The following is a 24,741-nucleotide window of genomic DNA, read 5'->3' on the forward strand; positions in this document are numbered from 1 at the left end:
ATGAAAGAATTAAAAAAAAGAATAGTAACATCAATATTTTTAGTTGCTCTTCTACTATTAATGTATCTCTATAGTTATATTTTGATTATTTCTCTCTTTATTATTTCAATAATTGTATGGATTGAGTTTTTAGGGCTAATTTCAAAAATTTTTAAAAAAAAAGATTTTAAAAATAGAATTTTAAAATTTTTTTTTAAAAGTTTATCTCTGATTTATCTTTTTTTTCTGTCAAGTTTAATCGTTTATGTTTTTCTAACAGATAATCAGTATAGAACTTTTATAATCCTTTCTTTCTTTGTGGCAATAGCCTCAGATATTGGTGGAATGTTATTTGGTAAATTTTTTAAGGGGAAAAAACTTACAAAGATTAGCCCCAAAAAAACAGTTTCTGGCTGTATAGGATCTTTTATTTTTTCCATGTTATTAATAATTCCTTTTTATCAAAATTTTGAAAATTATCATTTTATTGGAATTTCATTTTTCATCATTTTTATCTCTCTCATTTCTCAAATTGGCGATTTGTCTATTTCATTTTTAAAAAGAAAAGCTAATGTAAAAGATACTAGTGATATTCTACCAGGTCATGGAGGCTTTTTAGATAGAATTGATGGTATTATTTTTGCTGTGACTTTTGGTTTTTTATTAAGCAAATTAATGTTTTTATCATGAAAAAAAAAATTATAATTCTAGGAGCTACTGGCTCAATTGGAACTATTACAACTAATATAATTTTTAAGAATAAAAAAAATTTTAAAGTTGTTTTACTTACTGCTTATAAAAATTATAAGAAACTACTTTCTCAAGCTAAAAAAATTGATTGTAATAATGTTGTAATTTTCGATAAAGAAAATTTTAAAAAAGCAAAAAAATTTAATATAAATAGAAATATTAAAATTTTTAATTCAATCAAAGATTTTTTAAAAATTAATAAATATAAGGTTGACTACTCGATGTGTGCTATCTCTGGGTTGTCTGGTTTAGAATCAATTATCGAAATTATTAAAGTTACAAAGAATATTGCAATTGCTAATAAAGAGTCAATTATATGTGGATGGAACTTAATTCAAAAAGAAATCTTAAAATATAAAGTGAGATTTATCCCTGTAGACTCAGAACATTTTTCTATTCAATCACTAATTAATGATAAAAAAAAAATGAACTCGATATCATTTATATTACAGCTTCTGGAGGTCCATTCTTAAAATTACATAATTCTCAACTAAAAAATGTTTCTGTTGAAAAAGCAATTAAACATCCTAACTGGAGCATGGGTAAAAAGATATCAATTGATTCTGCTACTTTAATGAATAAAGTTTTTGAAATAATCGAAGCTCAAAGAATTTTTCAATTGCCATTGTCTAAATTTAAAATTTTAATTCATCCAAAATCTTACTTACATTCAATTGTAAAATTTCATGATGGTACTTCAAAATTATTAATACATGATACAAATATGAAGATACCAATTTTTAATTCTTTATTTATTGATAATTTAAATAGAAAAATAAAGACAAATAAAATTGATTTTAAAACTATTAATAATCTAGATTTATCAAATGTTAATTTATCAAAATTTCCAATGGTTAAGTTTATTAAAATGATCCCAGACAATATCAGTTTATTTGAAACTGTTCTTGTTACAGCCAATGATACCCTTGTTGACCTTTTTATAAAAAAAAAATTGCCTATCAGGATATCTATAAAAACTTATATAGAATTTTGAAATTAAAAGAATTTACCAAACTTAAGTCTTCTAAGCCAAGAAATGTAATGCAAATAATTAAACTAAGCAAATATGTTGCTTTAAAAACTAAATCATTATGTGTATAAAGTTGAGCATGAAAATTATTATTTTTATATCTGTATTAGTTTTTTTTAACTTTTTTAATCAATTAAAAGCAGACGTTATAAACAATATAATAGTAAATAATAATGAAAGGATTTCTTTAGGTACTATTAAGACTTATGGAAAAATTGAGATAGGTAAAGATTATTCTGAAGATGATTTAAATCAAATTTTAAAAAATCTCTACGAAACTAAATTTTTTAAAAACATTTCATTAAAAATTGATAATCAGGTTTTAATAATTGATTTGATTGAAAATAAACTTGTTCAAACTATTATAATTGAAGGAATTAAGTCAACAACAATAAAAAATACGATACTAGAAAGTTTAATCATTAAAGAGAAAGCCCCATTTAATGAATCTGATATTTCAAAAGATTTAGGTAACATAAAAAGATCATTAACATCAGAGGGATACTATTTATCAAATATTGATAGCAATATAATAGAAAACAATAATAATACTGTAAATATTGTTTTTAATATTGATATAGGAGACAAGTCAAAAATTTCAAATATTGAATTTACTGGTGATAAAATTTTTAAAACCAAAACTTTAAAAAATATAATTACAAGTGAAGAAAATAAATTTTGGAAATTTATTTCAAGAAATAAATATTTAAATGAACAAAAATTATTATTAGATGAGAGGTTATTAAAAAAGTTTTATTTAGATAATGGTTATTATGATGTAAAAGTTAATACTTCTACTGCAACAATTTTAGATGATAATAGTTTTAAATTAGTGTTTAATATAAACGCCGGAAATTTATATACCGTTAATAAGACTAAACTAGAAATACCTATCGATTATAATTTATCAAATTTCAATGAAGTTCAGAAATTACTTAATGAACTTGAGGGAACTCTATATTCTTTTAGTAAAATCTCTAAAATTGTTAAAGAAATAGATAAAATTTCTCTTTCGAGAGAATATGATTTTATTAATGCAACTATCTTAGAGGATAAATTGGATAATAACAAAATAAACATAAATTTTAATGTAACTGAATCTGAAAAACTCTATGTAGAACGTGTTAACATTTTTGGAAATAATATTACAGAAGAGAGTGTTATAAGATCCAATTTGGAAGTTGATGAAGGTGATCCTTTTAATGAGCTTCTGCATGCAAAAGGTTTAAATAATATAAAAGCTTTAAATATTTTTAAAACAGTTAATTCTGAAACTATTGAGGGATCGAGTCCATCCTCAAAGATTATTAACATAGAAGTAGTTGAAAAGCCTACTGGTGAAATTAGCTTAGGTGCAGGTGTTGGGTCAGATGGTGGAACTGTTGGTTTTTCAGTCTCAGAAAATAATTTTTTAGGAAAAGGTGTTAAATTATCAACTAGTTTAAGAGTAAGTGAAGATACGATCAGAGGTAATTTTTCTGTGAATAATCCCAATTTTAATTATAGCGGTAGGTCATTAATTACAAATATTGAGAGAGTTACTATAGATAAATTGAAGGATAGTGGTTATGAGAGCTCAAAAACTGGTTTTTCATTAGGCACAAGTTTTGAAAAAAATGAAAATCTTTTTTTTAGTCCTGGTGTTTCTACTTATTTTGAAAAAATAAGTACAAATTCATCTGCTAGTGCTTCTCTTAAGAAACAAGAGGGCTCTTATTTTGAAAATAAATTTTCATATACTTTAGATTACGATTTGCGTAATCAGAAATTTAGAACTACTGATGGCATTAGAAGTATTTTTAATCAATCAGTACCATTAATATCAGATGATTTTGCTCTAAGTAATAGTTACGAGTTTAAAAAATGGCATGAACTTGAAAACAGTATGGTTGTTGACATAAATTTTTATGGCAAAGCAATTAATTCTCTTACCGATGAAAACGTGAGAGTATCTAATAGACTAGGTTTGTCCAGTAGCAGAATGAGAGGTTTCGAAACTGGAAAAATTGGCCCTCAAGATGGTAACGATTATGTAGGTGGAAATTATGCAGCAGCTATTAATTTAAGTACTACATTACCAATGCTACTTGAAAGTTTTGAAAACATTGATATGAAATATTTTATAGACGCCGGCAATGTCTGGGGTGTAGATTATTCCGATGCTGTTGATGAATCCAACACTATAAGATCATCTACTGGTTTTACTGTAAACTGGTTTACACCTATTGGTCCTATGAATTTTGCATTCATCCAAAATATTTCAAAAGCAAGTACTGATATAACTGAGTCATTTCAATTTAATATAGGAACATCATTTTGATTATGAAATTTTTTATTTCATTATCATTCTTGTTGTTATTTGCATTTAATCCAATTAATTCAAATGAAATAAAAATTGTTTATGTTGATACTGATAAAATCTTAAATGAGTCTAATGTTGGTAAAAATATTAAGAAACAAGTAGATGTAATTAATGACAAGAATATTTCTAAATTTAAAAAAATTGAAGAAAAATTAAAGACTGAAGAAAAAAAGATATCTCAACAAAAAAATATTATTTCCAAGGAAGAATTTGAAAAAAAAATTAACGCGTTAAGAATAAATGCAAATAAATTCAATAAAGATGTAAATGATAGCAAAAATGACTTAATGCTTAAAAAAAATATGGCAATAAAAAAGTTATTAGAGAACTTAACTCCTATTTTTTCTGAATATGCTTCAAAAAATTCTATACATATAATTTTACAGAAAAGTCATATAATAATTGGTAGAGAAGATTTAGATATTACAGATTCAATTTTAACTATAGTTAATAAAAGTGTTAAAAATATTAAATTAAACTAATGACTGAATTTAATCTTTCAAAAAAAGAAATCATTGATTTACTACCTCATAGAGAACCAATGCTTTTAATTGATGAGTTAACTAATATCAAAAAATTGTTTTCAGCTACTGCAATCGTAAATGTTAGAAAAGATAGTTTTTTTGTCCAAGGACACTTTCCTGGAAATCCAGTTATGCCTGGTGTTTTGATTGTCGAAGCTTTTGGTCAGGCTGCAGCAGCTCTAACCGCTCATGGCATAGACAAAGAGACTTACGAAAATAAGCTTGTTTTTCTTATGGGTATTGAAAAAGCAAGATTTAGAAACCCAGTTATACCTGATTGCAAACTAGAACTGAATATTGAAGCAATAAGATCGCATGGTAGAGTTTGGAAATATAAAGGCGAAGCTTTTGTAGAAGGAAAAAAAATGGCTGATGCTTTATGGTCAGCAACAATTGTAGATAGAAAATAATCAGTAATAATTCTTGATAAGTAAATTTCAATAATTTTGTTAAAAACTTTTTACAATGATTAATCCTTTTTTTAAAAACCAAGGTCCATTTAAAATTGAAGATATATTATACTCTTCTAATACAGGTAATAAGAATAATTATACAGGATCTAAAATTATCGATATTAAAGATCTTGTTACAGCAACAAATAATGATATTACTTTTTTTCATTCCAAAAAATATGAAAGTACAGCTTCTATTACTAAAGCAGCTTATTGTGTAACTACTAAACAATTAACAAATATCTTACCAAATAATTGTAAACCTATTGTTGTTGAAAATGTTTTGATTTCTACGGCAATGATTACTAAACTTTTCTATCCAGATGCCATTACAGATGACTTTGATCCATTAACATCGAATATTGAAAAGACATCTTTTTATAAAAAATTTAGACATGGCACCAATGTATTGATAGGTAAAAATGTAAAAATTGGAAAAAATTGTTCAATAGGACACAATTCAATAATTGAAAGTAATGTTGTAATTGGAGATAATTGCTCAATAGGATCTAATGTAATAATTAGAAATACTCTAATAAAAAATAATGTTTCAATTTTAGATGGTTGCGTAATAGGAAAGAAAGGTTTTGGATTTTTTCCTAACAATGATGGAAATATCCGTTATCCCCATATTGGCATCGTTATAATTGAAGATAATTGTGAAATTGGTTGTGGCTCAACAATTGATAGGGGCTCTTTATCAAATACAGTAATTGGAAAAAATACTTTTATAGATAACCAAGTTCATATAGCTCACAATAATAAAATTGGAGAAAATTGTATTATTGCAGGACAGGTTGGTTTTGCTGGTAGTTCTATAATTGGAAATAATGTGATGATTGGTGGACAAGCAGGAATATCTGGACATCTTAAAGTTGGAAACAATGTTCAAATAGGTGGCGGCTCAGGAGTTATTAAAAATATTGCTGATAATACTAAAGTTATGGGCTATCCAGCTAAAGATTTAAAAAAATTTATTAAGGAAAATAAATGATAGATAAAACTGCAATCGTAGACTCAAAAGCAAAATTAGATAAAAACGTTCGAGTGGGTCCTTATTGTGTAATCGGCCCTAATGTTGAGATTGGTGAAAGCACTGTTATTCAATCACATGTAAATATTTCTGGAAATGTAAAAATTGGTAAAGGAAATAAAATATACCCTTTTGTTTCAATTAATGATCCACAGGACTTGAAATACAATGGTGAACCTACTAATTTAATAATTGGTGACAATAACAAAATTAGAGAGTATGTAACAATAAACCCTGGTACAGTTAGTGGTGGGGGCAAAACAGTTATTGGAAATAATTGTTTATTTATGATTTCATCACATATCGCTCATGACTGTCATGTTGGTAATAATGTAATAATTGCAAACAATGTACCTTTAGGTGGTCATGCAATTATTGAGGACAATGTTGTTATTGGTGGCAATTCTGCTGTTCAACAATTCACGAGAATTGGAAAAATGGCAATGATTGGTGGAATGACTGGTGTATTACATGACGTAATACCTTATGGATTGTCTACTGGAAATAGAAATTCGTTGCAAGGATTGAACTTAATAGGGTTGAGAAGAGCTAAGTATGAAAATAAGGATATCTTAGGCTTAAGTGATGCTTATAAAGAAATTTTTGCTACAAAAAATATCAATGAAAATATAAGTAAATTGAATGGCTCTTTTCAAGAAAATCCGTTAGTCAAAGATGTAATTAAATTTATAACAAAAGATAAAAAAAGATCTATTTGCACACCATTTTCATAAGATGATAGGATTAATTTTTGGTGATACTGATTTTCCAAAGGAAATTCTAAAAACAATTAAAAAAAATAAAATAAAATATTTGATAATTGATTTATCAAAATCAAAGAAATTTAAAAAAGATAAAAAATCTTTTGCTGTATCCATGGGTCAATTCGGTAAAATTATTAATATTCTTCGGGAAAAAAACTGTAAAAAAGTCTTATTTGCTGGAAAAGTAAATAAACCAAACTTTTCTAAATTAAAATTAGATTTAAAAGGAATTTATTATATCCCTAGAATAATCAAAGCTGCAAAGCTTGGAGATGCAGCGATCCTTAAAGAAATTATTAAGATATTGGCTCAAAACAAGATAAAAACTGAAAATTCACTTAAATTTAATCCCGAACTATCCTTAACGAAAGGTAATTATTCAAAGATAAAACCAAACAAACAAGATAAATTAGATATTAAAAAAGCAATTCAAACATTAAATAATTTAAGACAATATAATTTTAGTCAAGCTGTTGTAGTTAGAAACAAAAGAGTAATTTCTATAGAAGGAAAAGGTGGGACTAAAAAAATGCTTGAAAAAAGCAAAAGCAAAAAATTTAAAAATCACGGAGTTTTAGTTAAGTTTCCCAAAAAAAAACAGGACTTGAGAGTAGATCTACCAACGATTGGATTAAAAACTATCAAACAAAGTAAGACTGCTGGATTAAAGGGTATTGTTATAAAAAGCAAACAACATGTTTTTCTAGATAAAATCAAATGCATAAAATTTGCAAATAGAAATAAGATGTTTATCTCGGTAGAATGAAAAAAATCTTTATATTAACTGGTGAACCTTCTGGAGATAAACTCGCTTCTAAAGTTATATCTAAACTCCAAAAAAATAATCCTAATATTCAATATGCTTGTGTCGGTGGAACACATTTAAATTCGCTAGGAATAAAATCTATTTTTAACCTAAAGGAAATTACCCACATCGGCTTTACAAGTGTTTTATTAAATATTTTTAAAATAAAGAATATAATAAATAAAACTGTAGAAGAAATAATAAAATTTAAGCCAGATATTTTGTTTAGTGTAGATAGTCCGGATTTTACATTAAGAGTTGCTGAAAAAGTTAAAAAATTAAATAATGAAATAAAAACTATTCATTATGTAGCACCACAAGTATGGGTATGGCGAGAGGGCAGAGTAAAAAAATTTAAAAAATTTTTAGATCATATTTTATTATTATTTGATTTTGAAAAAAAATACTTTGATAAAGAAAATATTCCAAATACTTTTGTCGGTCATCCGTTGCTAGAAGAAGAGTCAAAAAACAAAATAGATCTAACTAACATTATATCCAATGATAAAAAAATTATTTCTCTTTTTTCTGGAAGTAGATCATCTGAAGTAAATTTACTTTTGCCTATTTTGATAGATTTTATTAATATGATGAATAAAAAATTTAATAATTTTACTTTTATTTTTCATACCACCGAAGATAATAAAAATTTAATTAGTGAAAAAATTCATAATATAAATTTAAAAAATGTTGAAGTTATTTCTGACGAAAATATTAAAAAACAAATTTTAAATAAATCTATTTTTGCAGTTTCTAAATCTGGAACTGTTTCTCTTGAAATTTGTAATGCAAGAGTTCCTTCTATAATTGTTTATAAAATGAATTTTTTGAATTTTTTAATTGTTAAAATGTTGGTGAAAACAAAATTTGCTAACATCATCAATATTATTAACAACAAAGAGATAATTCCTGAATTAATACAAAAAGAATGTAATGCTAAAGAGATTTATAACTCTGTTGTTTATTTTTTAAAAAATCCAGAATTAATGAAAAAACAAATCAATGAGTGTGATAAAACTTTAACTAAAATTAGATCAAAAACCTCATCTTCTGATGAAGTTTCATCCGTATTAACCAAGTTTCTTATTAGTTAATCTTTTTATGACTTCCTCTTTTCCAAGTGAAATAATTATATCATATATGCCAGGCCCAAATTTTGAACCTGTTAAAGCTATTCTTAATGGCTGACCAACTCCTTTAAAATTTGTATTATTTGATTTAATTATTTCATTTACTATTGGCTCTAAAGTTTCTTTGCTAAGTCTATCAATGGTAGCAAATTGAGTGCTAAAAGCAGAAATGATTTTTTTTGCTTTATCATCAATGATTTTAATATCATCCTGATTAAAATTTACTTCATCTACAATAATATATTGACCATTATTAAATATATCTTCTAATGTTTTTGCTTTATTTTTTAAGAAAGTTAGAGATTTTTTGATTTTATCTTTTTTATCTGACTTAATTTCACCCTTATATAATTTGCAGTATTCTGTGAGTTGATTAAATAAATCATTTTCATCAATATTTTTAATATAATGCTCGTTCATTGATAAAATTCTACTCATATCTAGTTTAGATGGTGATTTTCCTATACCTTCTAAGTTAAAGTACTTAATACTTTCATCCAGAGTAAATATTTCTTTATCCTCAAAAGACCAACCCAATCTCAGTAAATAATTCCTTAATGCATCGGGCATTATTCCTATTTTTGAATAGTCATCTAAAGTTGATGCATTATCTCTTTTTGATAATTTTTTACCTTCTATTGTATGAATAAGAGGTATATGTGCAAATTGAGGAATTTCCCATTTCATTGCTAAGTAAATTTGCATTTGTTTGAATGTATTAATCTTATGATCATCCCCTCTAATGATATGGGTCATATTCATTTGATGATCATCAACTGTCGCAGATAAATTATATGTTGGCGTTCCATCATTCCTTAAAATTATAAAATCTTCAATTGTATTATTATCAATTTCTACATCACCTTGAACTAAATCTTTTAGTACAGTAGATCCTTCAATTTTACTTTTAAATCTAATTACAGGTTTAATATCTTTAGGAGAATCTTTTTCTGGTAGATCTCTACATTTTCTATTATAGATATAAGGAAGCTTTTTTTGTCTGGCTCTTTTTTTTTGTTCTTCAATCTCTTCACTTGAACAGAAGCATTTATATGCATTGCCACTTTTAAGCAGCTCATTAGCAACTTTTATATGATCATCAATTTTAGTTGATTGTATATATTCTTCACCATCATGCTCTATACCGATCCATTTTAAAGATTTGATAATTTGAACTTTATGCTCATCTTTAGATCTTTCTTTATCAGTATCTTCAATTCTAAGATGAAATTTTCCTTTTTTGTTTTTAGAAAATAACCAATTAAATAAAGCTGTTCTTACTCCACCAATATGAAGAGCTCCAGTAGGTGAGGGAGCAAATCTTGTTGCTACATTTGACATTAGGAATTTTTAAACTATTTTATTAGAAGTTTCTATATAAAGATACTAAAACACCCTGAACTTTTACTCTATCTGGGCCAAATATTTTGGTTTCATAATTTCTATTTGCGCTTTCAAGTGCTACAGTTTTGCCTTTTCTTCTAATTCTTTTAAGCATTGCTTCATGCTCATCTATTAAAGCTACAACAATTTTTCCATTATCAGCTGTATCAGTTCTTTTAATAATTACTGTGTCTCCTTCATTGATACCTGCTTCAATCATAGAATCTCCTTGAACTTTAAGCCCAAAATATTGGCCATTCTTTTCTAGATTACTTGGAAGTGGTATTCTAGCAACCTCATTTTGAATTGCTTCTACTGGAGTTCCAGCAGCAATCTTACCTAGAACAGGAATTTCAATTTCATCTGCATTAGTTGTATCGCTGTCCAATCCACCCTTAATAACACTAGGTGAAAAGCTATTGTAAATATCATTTGCCGAAGCTGTCTCAGGTAGTTTTATAACTTCTAGAGCTCTTGCTTTGTGGGCTAATCTTTTAATAAACCCTCTCTCTTCTAAAGCGCTTATTAATCTATGAATTCCTGACTTTGATTTTAAATTTAAAGAATCTTTCATCTCCTCGTATGAAGGTGAAACGCCTGAAGCTCTCAACTTTTTGTTGATAAATAAAAGCAAGTTTTTTTGTTTTTTTGTAAGCATAAGAACAAATATCGTACAAATAATGTTCTATAAAAGTTCTTATTAATTAACAATAGCTAAATTAGTAAGTAAAATAGGGGTTAATTTGACTTTAAAACTGAAAATATAGAATTTTCTGATAAATTTTTTAAAAGTGATTCTCCTATTAAAAAAGTTTTAATAGAGGTTTTATTTTTCAAATCTAAAAGTTCATCTTTTGTTTTAATTCCACTTTCAGAAATTAAAGGTCCTTGGTGTTTAGCAAGTACATTATGAATATCGTAGGTTGTATTAATATCAGTCATTAGTGTTTTTAAGTTTCTATTATTAATTCCAATTAAAGCATCTTTAAAATTCAAAGATTTTTCTGCTTCTTCTACAGTGTGCACTTCAACAATAACTGACATATTGTATCTTAATGCTTCTTCATATAATTCATGAGCCAAATCATCTGATACACCTGCAAGAATAATTAAAATTGCATCAGCTCCATAACTTTTAGCCAATGGTATTTGAAATTTATCAATAAAAAAATCTTTACATAAAATTGGTAAATTAAATTGTTGTTTAATTTTACTAATATGAATTAAATTTCCTAAAAAAAAATCTTCTTCTGTAAGAACTGATAAGCAAGTTACTTTATTTTCATTATAAATTTTTGCAATTTCAACTGGATTGTAATCATTTATAATTACACCTGCTGATGGACTAGCTTTCTTAATTTCACCTATTATTGAAATTTTGTCTTGTATTATATTATTTTTAATTTTTTCTTTAAAATTAATATAAGAGCTATTTTTATCTATAATTTCATTTAAAGAATCTAAGCTAGTTGATTTTTTTAATAAATCTATTCTTTCTATTTTTTTTGTAATTATGTTATTTAATATATTTTCAGACATTTTGAATTTTTTCTAAATGAGAGTAGGGTTTGCCAGATAAAATAAATTCTCTTGAAAAATTATAAGCATCTAAAAAGTTTGTAAACTTTTCACTAACTATTAATCCAGCAGCTGCATTCAAACAAACAGCTTTTGAAAAATCATTATCTTTACCTTTTAATATTTCAATCATTTTATTAGCATTAAAATTAGCATCATCACCAATTAAATTATCGAATTTATCTGCATTAACATTAAGAGATTTTGGATCAATTGTAATTTCAGATATCTCACCATCTTTTAATTGAATTACATTTGTATTTGCATAAGGGGATATCTCATCCAAACCATCTTCACTGTTTACAATCCATGCAAATTTAATATTCAAATTTCGAAGTCCTTCTGCAAATATCTTTAGTAATTTTTTATCAAAAACACCGACAACTTGTCTATCAACTAAAGCTGGGTTGCTTAATGGACCGATCATATTAAAAATAGTTCTTTTGCCAATTTTCTTTCTAACAGGACCAACAAATCTCATTGCGCTGTGATAATTGGGAGCAAACATAAAACCAAAGTTATTATTATTGATTTCTTTTTCTATATCGTTTGGCTCAAGATCTATTTTAATTTTAAGAGCTTCTAAAACATCCCCAGAACCACATTTTGATGATACGGCTTTATTACCGTGTTTAGCTACTTTTGTACCCATACTGGCCAATAATAAAGCAGAAGCAGTTGAAATATTTAAAGTATTCATGCCATCTCCACCAGTTCCACAGGTATCAACACAATCGGCAACGTTTACTCTTTTTGATTTTTCTCTAAGGACATAAACACCTCCTGCTATTTCATCTGAAACTTCACCTTTTTCAGAGAGCAGGGTTAAAAAGTTATAAATCTCCTCTTCATTAGCTTTTCCAGTCATTAATAATTCAAAGGCAGATTTACTTTCTGCAAAAGTTAAATCTTGCTTTTTTCTTAATTTTTCTAGAATTTCTTTCATAGATTAATAATTAATAAAGTTTTTTAATATTTTCATTCCTAATTTAGTTTTAATACTTTCCGGATGAAATTGAACACCATGAATGTTGTATTCTTTATGCATAATACCCATTATAACGCCATCATTAGTTTCAGCGGTGATTTTAAGCTGATTAGATAAAGTTTTCTTATCAATAATTAAACTATGATATCTAGTGGCCTCAAAATTTAAGGGTAGATTTTTTAAAATTCCAATTTTTTTGGACTTTATTCTGCTAGTTTTGCCATGCATAACTTTTTTTGCTTGAATTATTTTTGAACCAAAAACTTGGCCAATTATTTGATGCCCTAAACATACACCCAAAATTGGCACTTGCTTATAAAGTGATTTAACAATGTTAATACAATTACCAGATTGATTTGGGTTACCTGGTCCAGGGGAAATTACAATCCTATCATATTTTTTTTTGATAATTTCTTTAACATTAATTTTATCATTTCTAACAACATCAACATTTACCTTTAATGATGAAAGATAATGGTAGAGATTAAATGTAAAGCTATCATAGTTATCTATTAGTAAAAGTTTCATTATTTTAATGCGTTTAGTAATGCTTTCGCTTTGTTTATAGTTTCTTCATATTCTTTTATTGGATTACTATCAGCAACTATACCTGCACCAGCTTGTACATAAAATTTATCTTTCTTTGCTATAGCTGTTCGTAGAGCAATGCAGGTGTCAAATTCCCCATTCGAAGAAAAGTAGCCGATGCCTCCAGCATAAACTTTTCTTTTTGATGTTTCCAATTCATCAATAATCTCCATTGCTCTTATTTTAGGTGCGCCAGAAACAGTTCCAGCAGGAAAACCGGCGAGTAAGGTTTTAAATTTAGTGAATTTTTTATTATATATTCCAATCACATTTGAAACTATATGCATAACGTGGGAATATTTTTCAATTATAAAACTTTCTGTAACTTTAATTGAATTAATTTTTGAGACTTTACCCGCATCATTTCTACCAAGGTCTAATAACATTAGATGTTCTGAAAGTTCTTTTTTATCATTTAATAAATCTTTGGCTAAAAAGTTGTCTTCTTTTACATCTTTGCCTCTTGGTCTAGTGCCAGCTATTGGTCTTACTGTTATCTTATTATCTCTAAGTCTAACCAAGATTTCAGGACTCGCACCAATTATTTGAAAATCAGTAAAATTAAAAAAATACATAAATGGAGAAGGGTTTGTATTTCTTAATTTTTTATAAATATCTAATGGACTTTTAGATAGTTTTGCCTCAAATCTTTGACTTAAGACAACCTGAAATATATCTCCAAGCTTAATATACCTCTTAGCTTTTGTAATCATGGCTAGAAACTTATTTTTTGAAGTATTAGATTTAACTTTAAAATTAGAAAATGATGTTGTTAGTGGTGAAGTCTTTTTAAAAGAAGACTCTATTAATAATCTTTCAATATCTTCTTTAATTCTTAAATATACTTTTCTATAGTTTGATATTTTTTTATCTTTAAAAACATTCACTATGTAGAAAATCTTTTTTTTTAGATTGTCATGAATAATTACAGTTTGAGGTCTTAACAATCTAACATCTGGTAATTTTAAATCATCTTTACATTTGTTAGGTATTTTTTCTATATATCTAATTGAGTCATAAGAAAAGTAACCGGAAATTAAAGAACAAATAGGAGGAAGACTAGCAGGTGTTTTAAAATTAAAACTTTCAATTATTCTTTCTATAATTTTATCAGGTGAACCTTTAATTCTTTTTTTAGATTTATTTTCAATTAGGTAAGATTTATCATTATTAAATTCCCAAATTTTATCAGGATTTTTTCCAAATATTGTATATCTTCCTTTTATTTTTCCTTTTTCAACCGACTCAAAAATAAAGCTATTTTTTTCAACAAGAAAATTTTCGATTAAATTTAAAATTTCTGTATTATCTTTTATCTTTCTAGAGACAAAAAGTACTTGATTTGTTTTTTTTTGGTGTTGGCGCTTAAATTCAGAAAAGCTTTTATTGAGCATTATTTAAAATAATTTTTAACTCGATCAACGGCTGAGTCATTTACAACAACATCATATTTAGTATTCAAAAAGAAATCATATGATTTTAAGATACTATTTTTATTTTGAGCACTTCCTTTAATGGATGCATCAGTAAATTCTTTTGATTTGTAATCAACATTGTTTATGTCAAAAGCTAATGTTTGAGCTAAATATACATTGTTTTTACTATCTGCCACTAAAGTAAAAGTTTTTAATGGTAAAGAATATAAAACTTTAATTGAATTTATTTCAAATTTTTTATCATCTTTTATTGAATTTAATTTAATTCTTTTAATCTTATCAGAGCCTAATTTTGAAAAGGAATTTTGATCAAATTCTTTTTTATTAATCTTATCTAAAATATCTTTATTGAATGCAAACTTTTCTTTTTCAAATAAAAGGTTTGTTATTTGTTTTCTAAATTTTTCATCTTTGATGTCTGGTAATTTTGAATTTAATTGAGATATGTTATATAATGTATAATTACCATTATATTCAATAATATCTATTTTGTTTTTTCTTGAATTATAAATTAAATTTTTTATATCCTCTTTGTTATCTAAATTAATATAGTTAACCACGTTATTAGCTTTCAAATTTAGCTCTTTTATAATTTGTGAAAAATTAATATTTTTTGAAACTTGATTTTCAATTGCATCAATTTTATCAAAAAAAGCTTGATTGAATTCACTTAATCCTGTCATATTATTAGGATTTAGATTCACATACTCAAAATTAATGTAGTCTTGCACAAGCTTATCTGAATTTTCAGTAATAAAATTATTTATATCAATTTCAGTAAATTCATCTTTTTTTTTATAAAATAAATTTAAATCAAGATAATCAATTTCTAATTTACTATTTTGTTCTTTATAAAATGTATCTATTAAAAAATCAGGAGTCTTGGTGCCTCCACCGATGTAAGTAAACAGTTGTTTTTGTAATTCATTATTTTTTAAATTGATTTCGAAGGCTGGTGCAGATGAATTGTTTGTTAGTAAAAATTTTTCATATAAGGTTCTTTGAAAATTACCTTTATCATCCATAAAATTTTTGTTAGACATAATTTTTTGTGCAATGATCTCTTTAGAGACAGAAAGACCCAAATCATTTATTTCTAGATCCAATAATGTAGTTGAGACCAATGCTGACAAAAGTTCTTCAATAATACCATTATCAATATTGTTTTTTATTACTTGATTGCTTAATCCAGATTGATTTAAATAATCAACATAGTTTTGAGTTGAAATTTTAGTACTATTAATCTTAGCTATATTATTTTGATTGCTGGTGTTAAACCCACCACCAAATCCTCCAAAACCAAATGCAATAATAATGACAATTATTAATGCTAATCCAGCAATTTTTTTCTTTGTAAGATTTTTAAAAGTACTAATCATTGCTTTATATATTTATTGAACTAAAATAAATCTATAGATTAATTCTTTCATAATGACAAATAAATATATGTATTTTGTAGCTAACTGGAAAATGTATGGAAGCCTATCTTCACTAAATTCATTGAATAAAGTTATTAAATTTTCAAAATCAAAAGATATCAAGAAAGGTAGATTGATCTATTGTCCTCCCTTTACTTTGATTGATGCATTTTCAAAAAAATTCAAAAATTGTCAAATAGGTATTGGTGGTCAAAATTGTCATGAAGGTGATGATTATGGACCTTATACAGGCTCTATCAATTCACATATGTTAAAAAATATTGGTGCACAATTTGTAATCATTGGTCATTCCGAAAATAGAGCTGAGGGTGAGACTGATAAAGTTATCAATCTTAAAATTAAAAGTGCTCTTAAATCAAAATTAAAAGTCATTTTTTGTATTGGTGAAACCTTAAAAGAAAAAAAACAAAAAAAAACAAAATCAACTTTATCTAAACAAATTCATTTTGGATTAAAAAATATTAAAAACAAAGCAAACATATTTATTGCCTATGAACCTGTTTGGTCTATAGGAAGTGGAGTTATTCCAACTCACAAGGATCTTTTTGATACAATTAAGTTTATTAAGAATAAATTTAGAGATAAGCCTCTAAGAGTTTTATATGGTGGCTCTGTAAATCCTAAGAATATTATTAATCTTAAAAAAGTTAATAATCTTGATGGTTTTTTAGTTGGTGGAGCATCACAAAGTGCTAAAAAATTTATTGATATAGTTAAAAAAACGTATAGTTAAACGCAATGGAAAATATTCTTCTAGTAGTAAATCTTATACTAGCTTTTATTCTGGTTCTTTTAATACTTACTCAAAAATCAGAGGGTGGAGCTTTAGGTATTGGAATGTCTCAAGATAATTTTATGCTTTCAAGATCTGCAGGTAATTTCATGAGCAAAGCAACAGCAATTGTTGCGACTCTTTTTATAGTTTGTAGCCTCTTACTTACTATTATATCTCGGGGTGAGCTAACCCCAACATCTTCTGTACTAGATGTAATTGAGGAAAAATCCGATGATACACCGTCGATTCCAGAAAATAACAATTAAGTCTTTTCAATTAATAAAATAATCGCTATAAGATAATTCCATGGCGCGATTTATATTTGTCACTGGCGGCGTGGTTTCCTCTCTTGGTAAAGGTCTCTCTTCTGCATCTCTCGCTTATTTATTACAATCTAGAGGTTACAAAGTTCGTTTAAGAAAATTAGACCCATATTTAAATGTAGATCCAGGAACAATGAGTCCGTTTCAACATGGGGAAGTGTTTGTAACAGATGATGGTGCTGAAACTGATTTAGATTTAGGTCATTATGAGAGATTTTCTGGAGTAACTGCAAAGAAAACAGACAATATTACAACTGGAAAAATTTATAGTGATGTTCTTAAAAAGGAAAGAAAAGGACAGTATCTTGGAAAAACTGTTCAGGTTATTCCCCACATCACTGATAGAATTAAAGAGTTTATTAAATATGACACTACCAAAGAAGATTTTGTAATTTGTGAAATAGGAGGCATTGTAGGTGATATTGAAAGCCTTCCATTTGTAGAAGCTATAAGACAATTTTCTAACGATGTTGGTAAGAAAAATTCATTATTTATTCATTTAACTCTAGTGCCTTATTTAAAAGCATCAGACGAAATTAAAACAAAACCAACTCAACACTCTGTAAAAGAATTAAGAAGTATTGGTATTCAACCTGATATAATAATTTGTAGATCAGAAAGACCTATCCCTTTAGAGCACAGAAAAAAAATATCCTTGTTCTGTAATGTTGATATTAGAAATGTAATTGAAACCGTTGATGTAAAAACAATTTACGAAGCACCAATTAGTTTTGCAAAAGAAAAATTAGATGTTCAGGTTTTAAATCATTTTAAACTAAAATCTAAAAGATCTAATAATTTAGTACCATGGAAAAAAATAACTAAAGTTACCCTAAACACAAAGAGACAAGTTGATATTGCAATTATTGGAAAATACGTTGAATTAAAAGATGCTTATAAATCTTTAGATGAAGCACTTACTCATGGAGGCATTACTAATAATCTTAAAGTTAATTTAGTAAGAATTGATTCTGAACAACTAAAAGTTTCACAAATTAAAGAGAAACTAAAAAATGTTTCGGGAATTTTAATTCCAGGAGGTTTTGGTAAAAGAGGAACAGAGGGAAAAATTGAGGCCATTAAATATGCAAGGATAAATAAAATTCCTTTTCTTGGAATTTGTTATGGTATGCAAATGGCAATTATAGAGTTTGCAAGGAATCAATTAAAGATTAAAAAAGCAACCTCTTCTGAATTTGATAAAAAAGGAGTTCACTTAATTGGCTTAATGCATGAGTGGGAAAAAAGTGGAGGAAAAGTTAAAGGCACAGATAAAGATCTTGGTGGAACTATGAGGCTTGGTTCTTACGATGCAATTTTAAAAGAGAAATCTAAAATTAGAGATATTTATAAATCTAGATTAATTAAAGAAAGACATAGACATAGATACGAAGTGGATATTTCATATAAAGAAAAATTTGAGAAGAAAGGGTTAATATTTTCAGGTTTATCCCCAGATAAAAAGCTTCCAGAGATTATCGAACTCAAAAATCACCCTTGGTTTATAGGAGTTCAGTTTCATCCTGAATTTAAATCTAGACCTTTAGATCCTCATCCTTTATTCTCTTCTTTTATTAGAGCTGCAAAAAAATATAAATGAAAAATATAAAAGTTAATTGTGGAAATATTGAAATTGCTAATAATAATAAGATTTGTATTATAGCTGGACCTTGCCAACTTGAGACAGAGCAACATGCCATGGATATGGCTGGAAAGATTAAAGAGATTACCTCTAAATTTAAGATGGGTTTTATTTATAAAACCTCTTTTGATAAAGCAAACAGAACAAGTCTAAAAGGAAAGAGAGGGGCAGGTCTTGAACAATCTTTACCAATTTTTGACAAAATTAAAAAAGAGTTAGATGTACCAATTTTAACTGACATCCATAATATTGAACAATGTTCAGTTGTTGCAAGCCATGCAGATATATTGCAAATTCCAGCTTTTTTATGCAGACAGACAGATTTGTTGGTTGCCGCAGCAAAAACTGGAAAGATTATAAATGTTAAAAAAGGTCAATTTCTTGCACCTTGGGACATGGTTAATGTAACCAAAAAAATATCAGACTCTGGGAATGAAAATATCCTGGTAACTGAAAGAGGTGCGAGTTTTGGATACAACACACTTGTTTCTGATATGAGATCTTTACCAATAATGGCAAAAAATGGTTATCCAGTTATTTTTGATGCTACACATTCAGTACAACAACCTGGAGGGTTAGGAGAAACTAGTGGTGGTCAAAGAGAATTTGTTGAATATCTTGCAAGGGCTGCAGTTGCAGTAGGTGTCGCTGGAGTATTTATTGAAACTCACCAAGATCCAGACAACGCACCGTCTGATGGACCAAATATGGTACCTTTAGATAAATTAGAAAATCTATTATCCCAACTATTTGAAATCGATAATTTAATAAAAAAATAGATGAGTAAGATTTTTAAGATTAGAGCTCGTCAAGTATTTGACAGTCGTGGTAATCCTACTATTGAAGCTGAAGTTTATTCTAAGAATCAAAGTGCATCAGCTATTTGTCCTTCAGGTGCCTCTACAGGAACATATGAGGCATTTGAAAAAAGAGACAAAAATAACAAAAGATATCTTGGTAAAAGTGTTTTTAATGCAATTGATGTAATTAATACTAAAATTTCTAAAAAGCTAAAAGGTATTAATATTCATGATCAAATTCGTATAGACACAATATTAATTAATCTTGATGGCACAAGACAAAAAACAAATTTAGGAGCTAACGCTATACTTGCTGTATCAATGGCTGCAAAAAAACTATCAGCAAAAATTAAAAAAACACCATTATTTAAAACTTTTTTAGTTAAGAATAATTTTAGTTTACCTTATCCACTAATGAATATTATTAATGGTGGGGCTCATGCAAATAATGGTTTGAGAATCCAAGAATTTATGATCAGACCAGATAAAGCCAAAAATTTTTCTGAAGCAATGAGAATTTGTTTTTTAGTAATAAGCAGTTTAAGAAAACTTATTAAAAAAAAGAAGCTGTCAACATCTGTTGGCGATGAAGGTGGTTTTGCACCCATGATTGATAGCAATGAAAAAGCTTTAGACTTAATTGTATCAGCAATAAAAGCTGCAGGCTTTAAAAATGGTAAAGATGTTTCAATTTGTTTAGATGTTGCGGCTAATGAGCTATTTAAAAGTAAAAAATATTCAATTCATTCAAAAAAATTTATTTCAGTAGATCAGACAATTAACAAATATCTAAAAATTATAAATAAATATAAGATAAAATCAATTGAAGACCCTTTTGCTGAAAATGATTGGACTTCATGGAGTAATTTAATGAAATCTACAAAGAATGTTCAAATTGTAGGTGATGATCTTTATGTTACAAATTTAGAGAGACTTAAAAAAGGTTTTCTTAATAATTCATCAAATTCAATTCTTATTAAGTTAAACCAAATTGGCACTGTTTCTGAAACACTTGAGGTTATAAAATTTGCTCAAATCATTGGCTACAAAACAATTATATCTCATCGATCTGGAGATAGTGAAGATACTTTTATTGCCGACCTTGCTGTTGGAACTAATTCCAATCAAATTAAAACTGGTTCTCTTACAAGATCTGAAAGAGTTGCAAAATATAATCAACTATTACGTATAGAAGAACAGCTTGGTAAAAAAGTAAAAATGAATAAGATTCATTAATGTTGAGTAAAATTAAGAAAAATTATTTTTTATTAATCTCTACTTTTTTAATACTCTATTTCTTTTTTAATTTACTCGATGGGGAAAGAGGTCTTTTTTCATACTTTAAAAAAAAAGAAATTTTATTGAATTTAACAAAAGAAGAAGCAGATTTAAGAAATAAAATTAAAGATTTAGAGTTCAAGAATTCTTTATTAAGTGAAAATCTTGATTTAGATTACGTTGAAACACTATTACGTGAAAAGTTTTTATTTGGAAAAGAAGGTGAGACCCTCTATATAATTAAAAAGAATGACAATTAAACCAAGACACCCAGAAAAAGTTAACAAACCAGTAAATCCAATTAAAAAAAAACCTGATTGGATAAGGTCTAAATTAACTAACAGCAAAGAATTCTTCTTAACTAAGACTATTGTTAATCAAAATAATTTAGTAACAGTTTGTCAGGAAGCTAATTGTCCAAATATTACTGAATGTTGGAGTAAGCGACATGCTACATTTATGATTATGGGCGATACTTGCACTAGAGCATGTGCTTTCTGTGATGTTAAAACAGGAAAGCCTGAAAACTTAGATCCATTTGAGGCTTACAAAATTTCAAATGCAGTTCACAAACTTAATCTTAAGCATGTTGTAATAACTTCTGTTGATAGAGACGATTTAGATGATGGAGGTTCCAATCATTTTTTTGATGTAATTACAGCTACAAGAAAAAAAAATCCAAATACTTCAATCGAAGTTTTAACCCCAGATTTTTTAAGAAAAGGGGATTCTTATAAAAAAATTTTAGAAGCAGACTTAGATGTTTTTAATCATAACATTGAAACAGTTCCAAGACTTTATTTAAAAGTTAGACCAGGTGCGAGATATTTTGGTTCATTGGAACTTTTAAAGAATGTAAAGAAAATTAATAAAAAAATTTTTACTAAATCAGGTCTAATGGTTGGTTTAGGAGAGAGTAAAGATGAATTAATTCAGGTAATGGATGACCTAAGGTCTGCTGATGTAGACTTTTTAACAATTGGGCAATATTTACAACCCTCAGTAAAACACCATCCGCTTGAGAGATATTATCATCCAGATGAATTTAAGGATTTAGAAAATATCGCAAAATCTAAAGGTTTTTTATTAGTCTCTTCTTCACCACTAACAAGATCTTCTTATCATGCTGATGAAGACTTTGCTAAACTTCAACAAAATAGATTAAATAAACATTAATGCCCAAAGCCTCAGTAACTAGGCAGATAGCTCGTGAAAAACAAAAATTAATTGATTTTGTTTTAGACATCGAAAAATATCCAGAATTTATACCTTTTTGTTTGGACTCAAAAGTCTATGAAAAAGAAGATAAACAAGACGAGATGTTAATTATTGCAGATCTTACTATTGGTAAAAAACCTTTTGTAGATACTTATAAAAGTGATGTTCGTTATGATAAAAAAAATGACTCAATACATGTAACTAATATTGGTGGTCCTTTAAATCATCTTGAAAATAACTGGAAATTTATACAAAAAGAAAACTACACTGAAGTTCAATTTGATGTTGATTTTGAAATAAAAAATAAGTTTTTAAATTTAATTATGGAAAAATCTTTCCAATTTGGCTTAAACAAAATAGCTGATGCATTTCAAAAAAAGGCAGAAAATCTCTAAATTAGTGATTTTATAATTTTAAAAGTTTCCTTAATTGTAGATTTTTGGATAGCTTTTCTACTTTTTTCTTTAAATACATTTTTAGTAATAAATATTTTATTATTTTTTTTTATTCCAATATAAACTAGTCCAACAGGTTTTTTCTTAGTTCCACCATTTGGACCTGCAACTCCTGTAATTGAAACATTAATTTGTGCTTTAGAAATTTTTGATAAATTTTTAACCATAGCCTTACAACATTGAGGGCTAACAGCTCCATATTTTTGAATAATGCTTTTATTTACTTTTAAAACAGTTATTTTTGCTTGATTTGAATAAGTGACAAGACCTATACCAAATACTTTTGAGGCTCCACTTACGGATGTTATTTCTGATGCAAGCATACCACCCGTACAAGACTCAGCAAAAGCAATCTTTAATTTTTTTTTAGTTAATATTTTTACTAAATTTTTCATTACAAAACATAACTTTTAATAATCATGAAACACACAAGTGTTAACACAACATAAAATCCAGCACAAATATCATCCATTATTACACCAAAACTATTTTTAAAGTTTTTATCAAAAAAGTTTACAGGAAATGGTTTTATGATATCAAAATATCTAAAAAGAATAAAAAATAGAGCATAATAAACGATAGCTTCACCATCATCTTTTGTTGTTCCATGAGATATCTCATAAAGATATATGGGTATCGATTGACCTAAAAATTCATCTATAATAATTTCACCTGGATCCTTATTTTCACTATTTTCTATATGATTTGAAACAGCATAAAATGAGTAAATAAATATTATTATCAAACCATATAAAATTATATTTGGTGAAATATTTAGAGTGTGGAATAGATAATAAAGAATAATTACAGTCGCCAGTGACCCAAATGTTCCAGGCATATATCTAATTTTGCCAAGACCAAACATAGTAACAAATAATGAGTTAAAAGTTTTAATCATTTTTAATAACTGAAGCTATTACTTCACAAGCTATAGCTTTTTCTTTACCAATTACACCTAACTTTTCAGTTGTTTTGCCTTTTATATTAATTTGACTTGGGGAGATATTACAAATTTTTGCAATACAGTTTAGTATTTGTTTTTTATATTTTTGAATTTTAGGTTTTTGAGTAATTATATTTATATCAAGATTATTGATTAAGTAGCCTTTTTTTACAGTTTGCTTAATTATTTCACTTAATAGAATTGTCGATCTAATATTTTTAAATTTCTTATTCTTATCTGAAAATTTTTCACCGATATCACCCATAGAACAAGCTCCAAGAATTGCATCAGTTATTGCATGTAACACAGGATCTCCATCTGAATGACCTAATGTACCAACAGATGAGGGTATTTTAATTCCACCTAAATAAAGTTTTTTTTTAGGAACCAATCTATGAACATCAAAACCAAGTCCAAATTTTACTAAATTGTTTAATTTAATATCTTTGTTTATTGTAATTTTATTATTGGTAAGCTCGCCTTTAATAATCTTTATTTTTTTACCAGCTCTTACAAATAAGTTGGCATCATCAGTAACATCTTCACTTTTATTATTTTGAAGTGCAAAAAGTTTTTTATAGTTAAATGCTTGAGGGGTTTGTATTAAATAAACATCCTCTCTTTTTAAGTTTTTAACAATATTTAAAGTTTTTTCCTTAATCGAATCTGATGTTTGAATAGCAGGAATTACGCAGTCATTTTTTTTTAATCCATCCATTAGTTTCTTTAAAAGTTTTAGAGAAAAATTTGGTCTTGCAGCATCATGAATTATTACGTGTTTAAAATTATTTTTTTTAATACTTTTTAGGGCCATATAAGCAGACTCTGCTCTAGTTTTACCGCCATTAATAATTTTGATATTTTTGATATTAAGTTTTTTGATATAATTTTTATGTTTTTTATTAATTACAAGAATAATTTTATTAAACTTATTAAATACCTTAGCTTTATCAATTGAATGTAATAATAAAGGCTTACCTTTATAATCTACATATGGTTTTGGAATATTTGAATTAAATCTTTTACTTTCGCCTCCAGCAAGTATTATAAAGCAACTATTCATGAT

Annotated in this window: 28 protein-coding genes; 18 read left to right on the forward strand and 10 right to left on the reverse strand. The window is 26.9% G+C overall.

Features of this window, described 5'->3' with window-relative positions; all coding sequences use genetic code 11:
- The 10 genes from AC5SL8_RS02475 (at position 1) to lpxB (ending at position 8,793) form a co-directional block, all read left to right on the forward strand.
- The gene (locus tag AC5SL8_RS02475) at positions 1 to 669 is read left to right on the forward strand and encodes a phosphatidate cytidylyltransferase (protein ID WP_494580586.1); all 669 of its coding nucleotides are present in this window, start codon (positions 1 to 3) and stop codon (positions 667 to 669) included.
- A complete protein-coding gene (locus AC5SL8_RS02480; RefSeq protein ID WP_494580588.1) occupies positions 666 to 1,202 on the forward strand; it encodes a hypothetical protein in 537 nt (178 codons plus the stop codon). The genes AC5SL8_RS02475 and AC5SL8_RS02480 overlap by 4 nt, the downstream gene beginning before the upstream one ends.
- A complete protein-coding gene (locus AC5SL8_RS02485) occupies positions 1,175 to 1,723 on the forward strand; it encodes a hypothetical protein (protein WP_494580795.1) in 549 nt (182 codons plus the stop codon). Before AC5SL8_RS02480 ends, AC5SL8_RS02485 begins: the two co-directional genes overlap by 28 nt.
- A 115-nt stretch (positions 1,724 to 1,838) precedes the next feature.
- Positions 1,839 to 4,079 (forward strand): outer membrane protein assembly factor BamA, encoded by a 2,241-nt coding sequence (bamA, locus tag AC5SL8_RS02490; protein ID WP_494580590.1) that lies wholly within the window; start codon positions 1,839 to 1,841, stop codon positions 4,077 to 4,079.
- A gap of 2 nt (positions 4,080 to 4,081) precedes the next feature.
- Complete coding sequence (locus tag AC5SL8_RS02495) at positions 4,082 to 4,603, forward strand: OmpH/Skp family outer membrane protein (protein ID WP_494580592.1); 522 nt, start codon at positions 4,082 to 4,084, stop codon at positions 4,601 to 4,603.
- The gene (fabZ, locus tag AC5SL8_RS02500) at positions 4,603 to 5,055 is read left to right on the forward strand and encodes a 3-hydroxyacyl-ACP dehydratase FabZ (RefSeq protein ID WP_494580594.1); all 453 of its coding nucleotides are present in this window, start codon (positions 4,603 to 4,605) and stop codon (positions 5,053 to 5,055) included. The genes AC5SL8_RS02495 and fabZ overlap by 1 nt, the downstream gene beginning before the upstream one ends.
- Positions 5,056 to 5,110: 55 nt before the next feature.
- Positions 5,111 to 6,091 (forward strand): UDP-3-O-(3-hydroxymyristoyl)glucosamine N-acyltransferase, encoded by a 981-nt coding sequence (gene lpxD / locus AC5SL8_RS02505; protein ID WP_494580596.1) that lies wholly within the window; start codon positions 5,111 to 5,113, stop codon positions 6,089 to 6,091.
- Positions 6,088 to 6,864, forward strand: coding sequence for an acyl-ACP--UDP-N-acetylglucosamine O-acyltransferase (gene lpxA / locus AC5SL8_RS02510; protein WP_494580598.1), 777 nt, complete (start codon positions 6,088 to 6,090; stop codon positions 6,862 to 6,864). The genes lpxD and lpxA overlap by 4 nt, the downstream gene beginning before the upstream one ends.
- A 1-nt stretch (position 6,865) precedes the next feature.
- The gene (locus AC5SL8_RS02515) at positions 6,866 to 7,660 is read left to right on the forward strand and encodes an LpxI family protein (protein ID WP_494580600.1); all 795 of its coding nucleotides are present in this window, start codon (positions 6,866 to 6,868) and stop codon (positions 7,658 to 7,660) included.
- A complete protein-coding gene (gene lpxB, locus AC5SL8_RS02520; protein ID WP_494580602.1) occupies positions 7,657 to 8,793 on the forward strand; it encodes a lipid-A-disaccharide synthase in 1,137 nt (378 codons plus the stop codon). Before AC5SL8_RS02515 ends, lpxB begins: the two co-directional genes overlap by 4 nt.
- Here lpxB and gltX read toward each other — a convergent pair.
- From gltX to AC5SL8_RS02555, 7 genes are all read right to left on the reverse strand, one after another.
- Positions 8,770 to 10,170 carry a glutamate--tRNA ligase gene (gltX, locus tag AC5SL8_RS02525; protein WP_494580604.1) on the reverse strand — a complete coding sequence of 467 codons (1,401 nt, stop codon included), beginning with the start codon at positions 10,168 to 10,170 and terminating at the stop codon, positions 8,770 to 8,772. The two genes, lpxB and gltX, sit on opposite strands and share 24 nt — an antisense overlap.
- A gap of 22 nt (positions 10,171 to 10,192) precedes the next feature.
- Positions 10,193 to 10,870, reverse strand: coding sequence for a transcriptional repressor LexA (gene lexA / locus AC5SL8_RS02530; RefSeq protein WP_494580606.1), 678 nt, complete (start codon positions 10,868 to 10,870; stop codon positions 10,193 to 10,195).
- Between the two features lie 80 nt (positions 10,871 to 10,950).
- Positions 10,951 to 11,751: an indole-3-glycerol phosphate synthase TrpC gene (locus AC5SL8_RS02535; RefSeq protein ID WP_494580608.1), complete on the reverse strand. Its 801-nt coding sequence runs from the start codon at positions 11,749 to 11,751 to the stop codon at positions 10,951 to 10,953.
- Positions 11,744 to 12,736: an anthranilate phosphoribosyltransferase gene (gene trpD, locus AC5SL8_RS02540; protein WP_494580610.1), complete on the reverse strand. Its 993-nt coding sequence runs from the start codon at positions 12,734 to 12,736 to the stop codon at positions 11,744 to 11,746. The genes AC5SL8_RS02535 and trpD overlap by 8 nt, the downstream gene beginning before the upstream one ends.
- Positions 12,737 to 12,739: 3 nt before the next feature.
- Entirely contained in the window at positions 12,740 to 13,306 is a 567-nt protein-coding gene (locus AC5SL8_RS02545) for an anthranilate synthase component II (protein WP_494580612.1), read from the reverse strand.
- Positions 13,306 to 14,760, reverse strand: coding sequence for an anthranilate synthase component I (gene trpE, locus AC5SL8_RS02550; protein WP_494580614.1), 1,455 nt, complete (start codon positions 14,758 to 14,760; stop codon positions 13,306 to 13,308). The genes AC5SL8_RS02545 and trpE overlap by 1 nt, the downstream gene beginning before the upstream one ends.
- A complete protein-coding gene (locus tag AC5SL8_RS02555; protein ID WP_494580616.1) occupies positions 14,760 to 16,181 on the reverse strand; it encodes a SurA N-terminal domain-containing protein in 1,422 nt (473 codons plus the stop codon). Before AC5SL8_RS02555 ends, trpE begins: the two co-directional genes overlap by 1 nt.
- 52 nt (positions 16,182 to 16,233) lie before the next feature.
- Here AC5SL8_RS02555 and AC5SL8_RS02560 point away from each other — a divergent pair, with 52 nt between their 5' ends.
- Genes AC5SL8_RS02560 through AC5SL8_RS02595 form a run of 8 tightly spaced genes read left to right on the forward strand, consistent with a single transcriptional unit; the run spans position 16,234 to position 22,672 of the window.
- Positions 16,234 to 16,974, forward strand: coding sequence for a triose-phosphate isomerase (locus tag AC5SL8_RS02560; protein WP_494580618.1), 741 nt, complete (start codon positions 16,234 to 16,236; stop codon positions 16,972 to 16,974).
- A 5-nt stretch (positions 16,975 to 16,979) separates the two neighbouring features.
- Positions 16,980 to 17,282: a preprotein translocase subunit SecG gene (gene secG / locus AC5SL8_RS02565; protein ID WP_494580620.1), complete on the forward strand. Its 303-nt coding sequence runs from the start codon at positions 16,980 to 16,982 to the stop codon at positions 17,280 to 17,282.
- A 40-nt stretch (positions 17,283 to 17,322) separates the two neighbouring features.
- Complete coding sequence (gene pyrG, locus AC5SL8_RS02570) at positions 17,323 to 18,939, forward strand: CTP synthase (protein WP_494580622.1); 1,617 nt, start codon at positions 17,323 to 17,325, stop codon at positions 18,937 to 18,939.
- A complete protein-coding gene (gene kdsA / locus AC5SL8_RS02575) occupies positions 18,936 to 19,760 on the forward strand; it encodes a 3-deoxy-8-phosphooctulonate synthase (RefSeq protein WP_271516684.1) in 825 nt (274 codons plus the stop codon). Before pyrG ends, kdsA begins: the two co-directional genes overlap by 4 nt.
- Positions 19,761 to 21,017, forward strand: coding sequence for a phosphopyruvate hydratase (eno, locus tag AC5SL8_RS02580; protein ID WP_494580624.1), 1,257 nt, complete (start codon positions 19,761 to 19,763; stop codon positions 21,015 to 21,017).
- Positions 21,017 to 21,319 carry an FtsB family cell division protein gene (locus AC5SL8_RS02585; RefSeq protein ID WP_271516680.1) on the forward strand — a complete coding sequence of 101 codons (303 nt, stop codon included), beginning with the start codon at positions 21,017 to 21,019 and terminating at the stop codon, positions 21,317 to 21,319. The genes eno and AC5SL8_RS02585 overlap by 1 nt, the downstream gene beginning before the upstream one ends.
- Positions 21,309 to 22,235 (forward strand): lipoyl synthase, encoded by a 927-nt coding sequence (lipA, locus tag AC5SL8_RS02590; RefSeq protein WP_494580626.1) that lies wholly within the window; start codon positions 21,309 to 21,311, stop codon positions 22,233 to 22,235. The genes AC5SL8_RS02585 and lipA overlap by 11 nt, the downstream gene beginning before the upstream one ends.
- Positions 22,235 to 22,672, forward strand: coding sequence for a type II toxin-antitoxin system RatA family toxin (locus AC5SL8_RS02595; RefSeq protein WP_494580628.1), 438 nt, complete (start codon positions 22,235 to 22,237; stop codon positions 22,670 to 22,672). Before lipA ends, AC5SL8_RS02595 begins: the two co-directional genes overlap by 1 nt.
- On the opposite strand, the gene AC5SL8_RS02600 is transcribed toward AC5SL8_RS02595, so the two are convergent.
- The 3 genes from AC5SL8_RS02600 to ispD are packed head-to-tail and all read right to left on the reverse strand — an operon-like array spanning position 22,669 to position 24,738.
- Positions 22,669 to 23,127 carry a CinA family protein gene (locus AC5SL8_RS02600; RefSeq protein ID WP_494580630.1) on the reverse strand — a complete coding sequence of 153 codons (459 nt, stop codon included), beginning with the start codon at positions 23,125 to 23,127 and terminating at the stop codon, positions 22,669 to 22,671. The genes AC5SL8_RS02595 and AC5SL8_RS02600 overlap by 4 nt on opposite strands.
- Positions 23,127 to 23,630, reverse strand: coding sequence for a phosphatidylglycerophosphatase A family protein (locus AC5SL8_RS02605; protein ID WP_494580632.1), 504 nt, complete (start codon positions 23,628 to 23,630; stop codon positions 23,127 to 23,129). Before AC5SL8_RS02605 ends, AC5SL8_RS02600 begins: the two co-directional genes overlap by 1 nt.
- Positions 23,623 to 24,738, reverse strand: coding sequence for a 2-C-methyl-D-erythritol 4-phosphate cytidylyltransferase (gene ispD / locus AC5SL8_RS02610; protein WP_494580634.1), 1,116 nt, complete (start codon positions 24,736 to 24,738; stop codon positions 23,623 to 23,625). Before ispD ends, AC5SL8_RS02605 begins: the two co-directional genes overlap by 8 nt.
- Between the last annotated feature and the right edge of the window lie 3 nt (positions 24,739 to 24,741).

The organism is Candidatus Pelagibacter sp. PS_41 (genome assembly GCF_059417725.1).

What these genes read in the sequence shown, in the direction of transcription:
- gltX (WP_494580604.1), bottom strand. Translation starts at nt 10,170, where the DNA reads ATGTCAAATGTAGCAACAAGATTTGCTCCCTCACCTACTGGAGCTCTT.
- AC5SL8_RS02555 (WP_494580616.1), bottom strand. Translation starts at nt 16,181, where the DNA reads ATGATTAGTACTTTTAAAAATCTTACAAAGAAAAAAATTGCTGGATTA.
- AC5SL8_RS02605 (WP_494580632.1), bottom strand. Translation starts at nt 23,630, where the DNA reads ATGATTAAAACTTTTAACTCATTATTTGTTACTATGTTTGGTCTTGGC.
- pyrG (WP_494580622.1), top strand. Translation starts at nt 17,323, where the DNA reads ATGGCGCGATTTATATTTGTCACTGGCGGCGTGGTTTCCTCTCTTGGT.
- bamA (WP_494580590.1), top strand. Translation starts at nt 1,839, where the DNA reads ATGAAAATTATTATTTTTATATCTGTATTAGTTTTTTTTAACTTTTTT.
- AC5SL8_RS02600 (WP_494580630.1), bottom strand. Translation starts at nt 23,127, where the DNA reads ATGAAAAATTTAGTAAAAATATTAACTAAAAAAAAATTAAAGATTGCT.
- AC5SL8_RS02475 (WP_494580586.1), top strand. Translation starts at nt 1, where the DNA reads ATGAAAGAATTAAAAAAAAGAATAGTAACATCAATATTTTTAGTTGCT.
- lpxA (WP_494580598.1), top strand. Translation starts at nt 6,088, where the DNA reads ATGATAGATAAAACTGCAATCGTAGACTCAAAAGCAAAATTAGATAAA.
- trpD (WP_494580610.1), bottom strand. Translation starts at nt 12,736, where the DNA reads ATGAAAGAAATTCTAGAAAAATTAAGAAAAAAGCAAGATTTAACTTTT.
- fabZ (WP_494580594.1), top strand. Translation starts at nt 4,603, where the DNA reads ATGACTGAATTTAATCTTTCAAAAAAAGAAATCATTGATTTACTACCT.
- lpxB (WP_494580602.1), top strand. Translation starts at nt 7,657, where the DNA reads ATGAAAAAAATCTTTATATTAACTGGTGAACCTTCTGGAGATAAACTC.
- eno (WP_494580624.1), top strand. Translation starts at nt 19,761, where the DNA reads ATGAGTAAGATTTTTAAGATTAGAGCTCGTCAAGTATTTGACAGTCGT.
- AC5SL8_RS02585 (WP_271516680.1), top strand. Translation starts at nt 21,017, where the DNA reads ATGTTGAGTAAAATTAAGAAAAATTATTTTTTATTAATCTCTACTTTT.
- kdsA (WP_271516684.1), top strand. Translation starts at nt 18,936, where the DNA reads ATGAAAAATATAAAAGTTAATTGTGGAAATATTGAAATTGCTAATAAT.
- AC5SL8_RS02595 (WP_494580628.1), top strand. Translation starts at nt 22,235, where the DNA reads ATGCCCAAAGCCTCAGTAACTAGGCAGATAGCTCGTGAAAAACAAAAA.
- ispD (WP_494580634.1), bottom strand. Translation starts at nt 24,738, where the DNA reads ATGAATAGTTGCTTTATAATACTTGCTGGAGGCGAAAGTAAAAGATTT.
- trpE (WP_494580614.1), bottom strand. Translation starts at nt 14,760, where the DNA reads ATGCTCAATAAAAGCTTTTCTGAATTTAAGCGCCAACACCAAAAAAAA.
- lexA (WP_494580606.1), bottom strand. Translation starts at nt 10,870, where the DNA reads ATGCTTACAAAAAAACAAAAAAACTTGCTTTTATTTATCAACAAAAAG.
- lpxD (WP_494580596.1), top strand. Translation starts at nt 5,111, where the DNA reads ATGATTAATCCTTTTTTTAAAAACCAAGGTCCATTTAAAATTGAAGAT.
- AC5SL8_RS02545 (WP_494580612.1), bottom strand. Translation starts at nt 13,306, where the DNA reads ATGAAACTTTTACTAATAGATAACTATGATAGCTTTACATTTAATCTC.
- AC5SL8_RS02480 (WP_494580588.1), top strand. Translation starts at nt 666, where the DNA reads ATGAAAAAAAAAATTATAATTCTAGGAGCTACTGGCTCAATTGGAACT.
- lipA (WP_494580626.1), top strand. Translation starts at nt 21,309, where the DNA reads ATGACAATTAAACCAAGACACCCAGAAAAAGTTAACAAACCAGTAAAT.
- AC5SL8_RS02495 (WP_494580592.1), top strand. Translation starts at nt 4,082, where the DNA reads ATGAAATTTTTTATTTCATTATCATTCTTGTTGTTATTTGCATTTAAT.
- secG (WP_494580620.1), top strand. Translation starts at nt 16,980, where the DNA reads ATGGAAAATATTCTTCTAGTAGTAAATCTTATACTAGCTTTTATTCTG.
- AC5SL8_RS02560 (WP_494580618.1), top strand. Translation starts at nt 16,234, where the DNA reads ATGACAAATAAATATATGTATTTTGTAGCTAACTGGAAAATGTATGGA.
- AC5SL8_RS02515 (WP_494580600.1), top strand. Translation starts at nt 6,866, where the DNA reads ATGATAGGATTAATTTTTGGTGATACTGATTTTCCAAAGGAAATTCTA.
- AC5SL8_RS02535 (WP_494580608.1), bottom strand. Translation starts at nt 11,751, where the DNA reads ATGTCTGAAAATATATTAAATAACATAATTACAAAAAAAATAGAAAGA.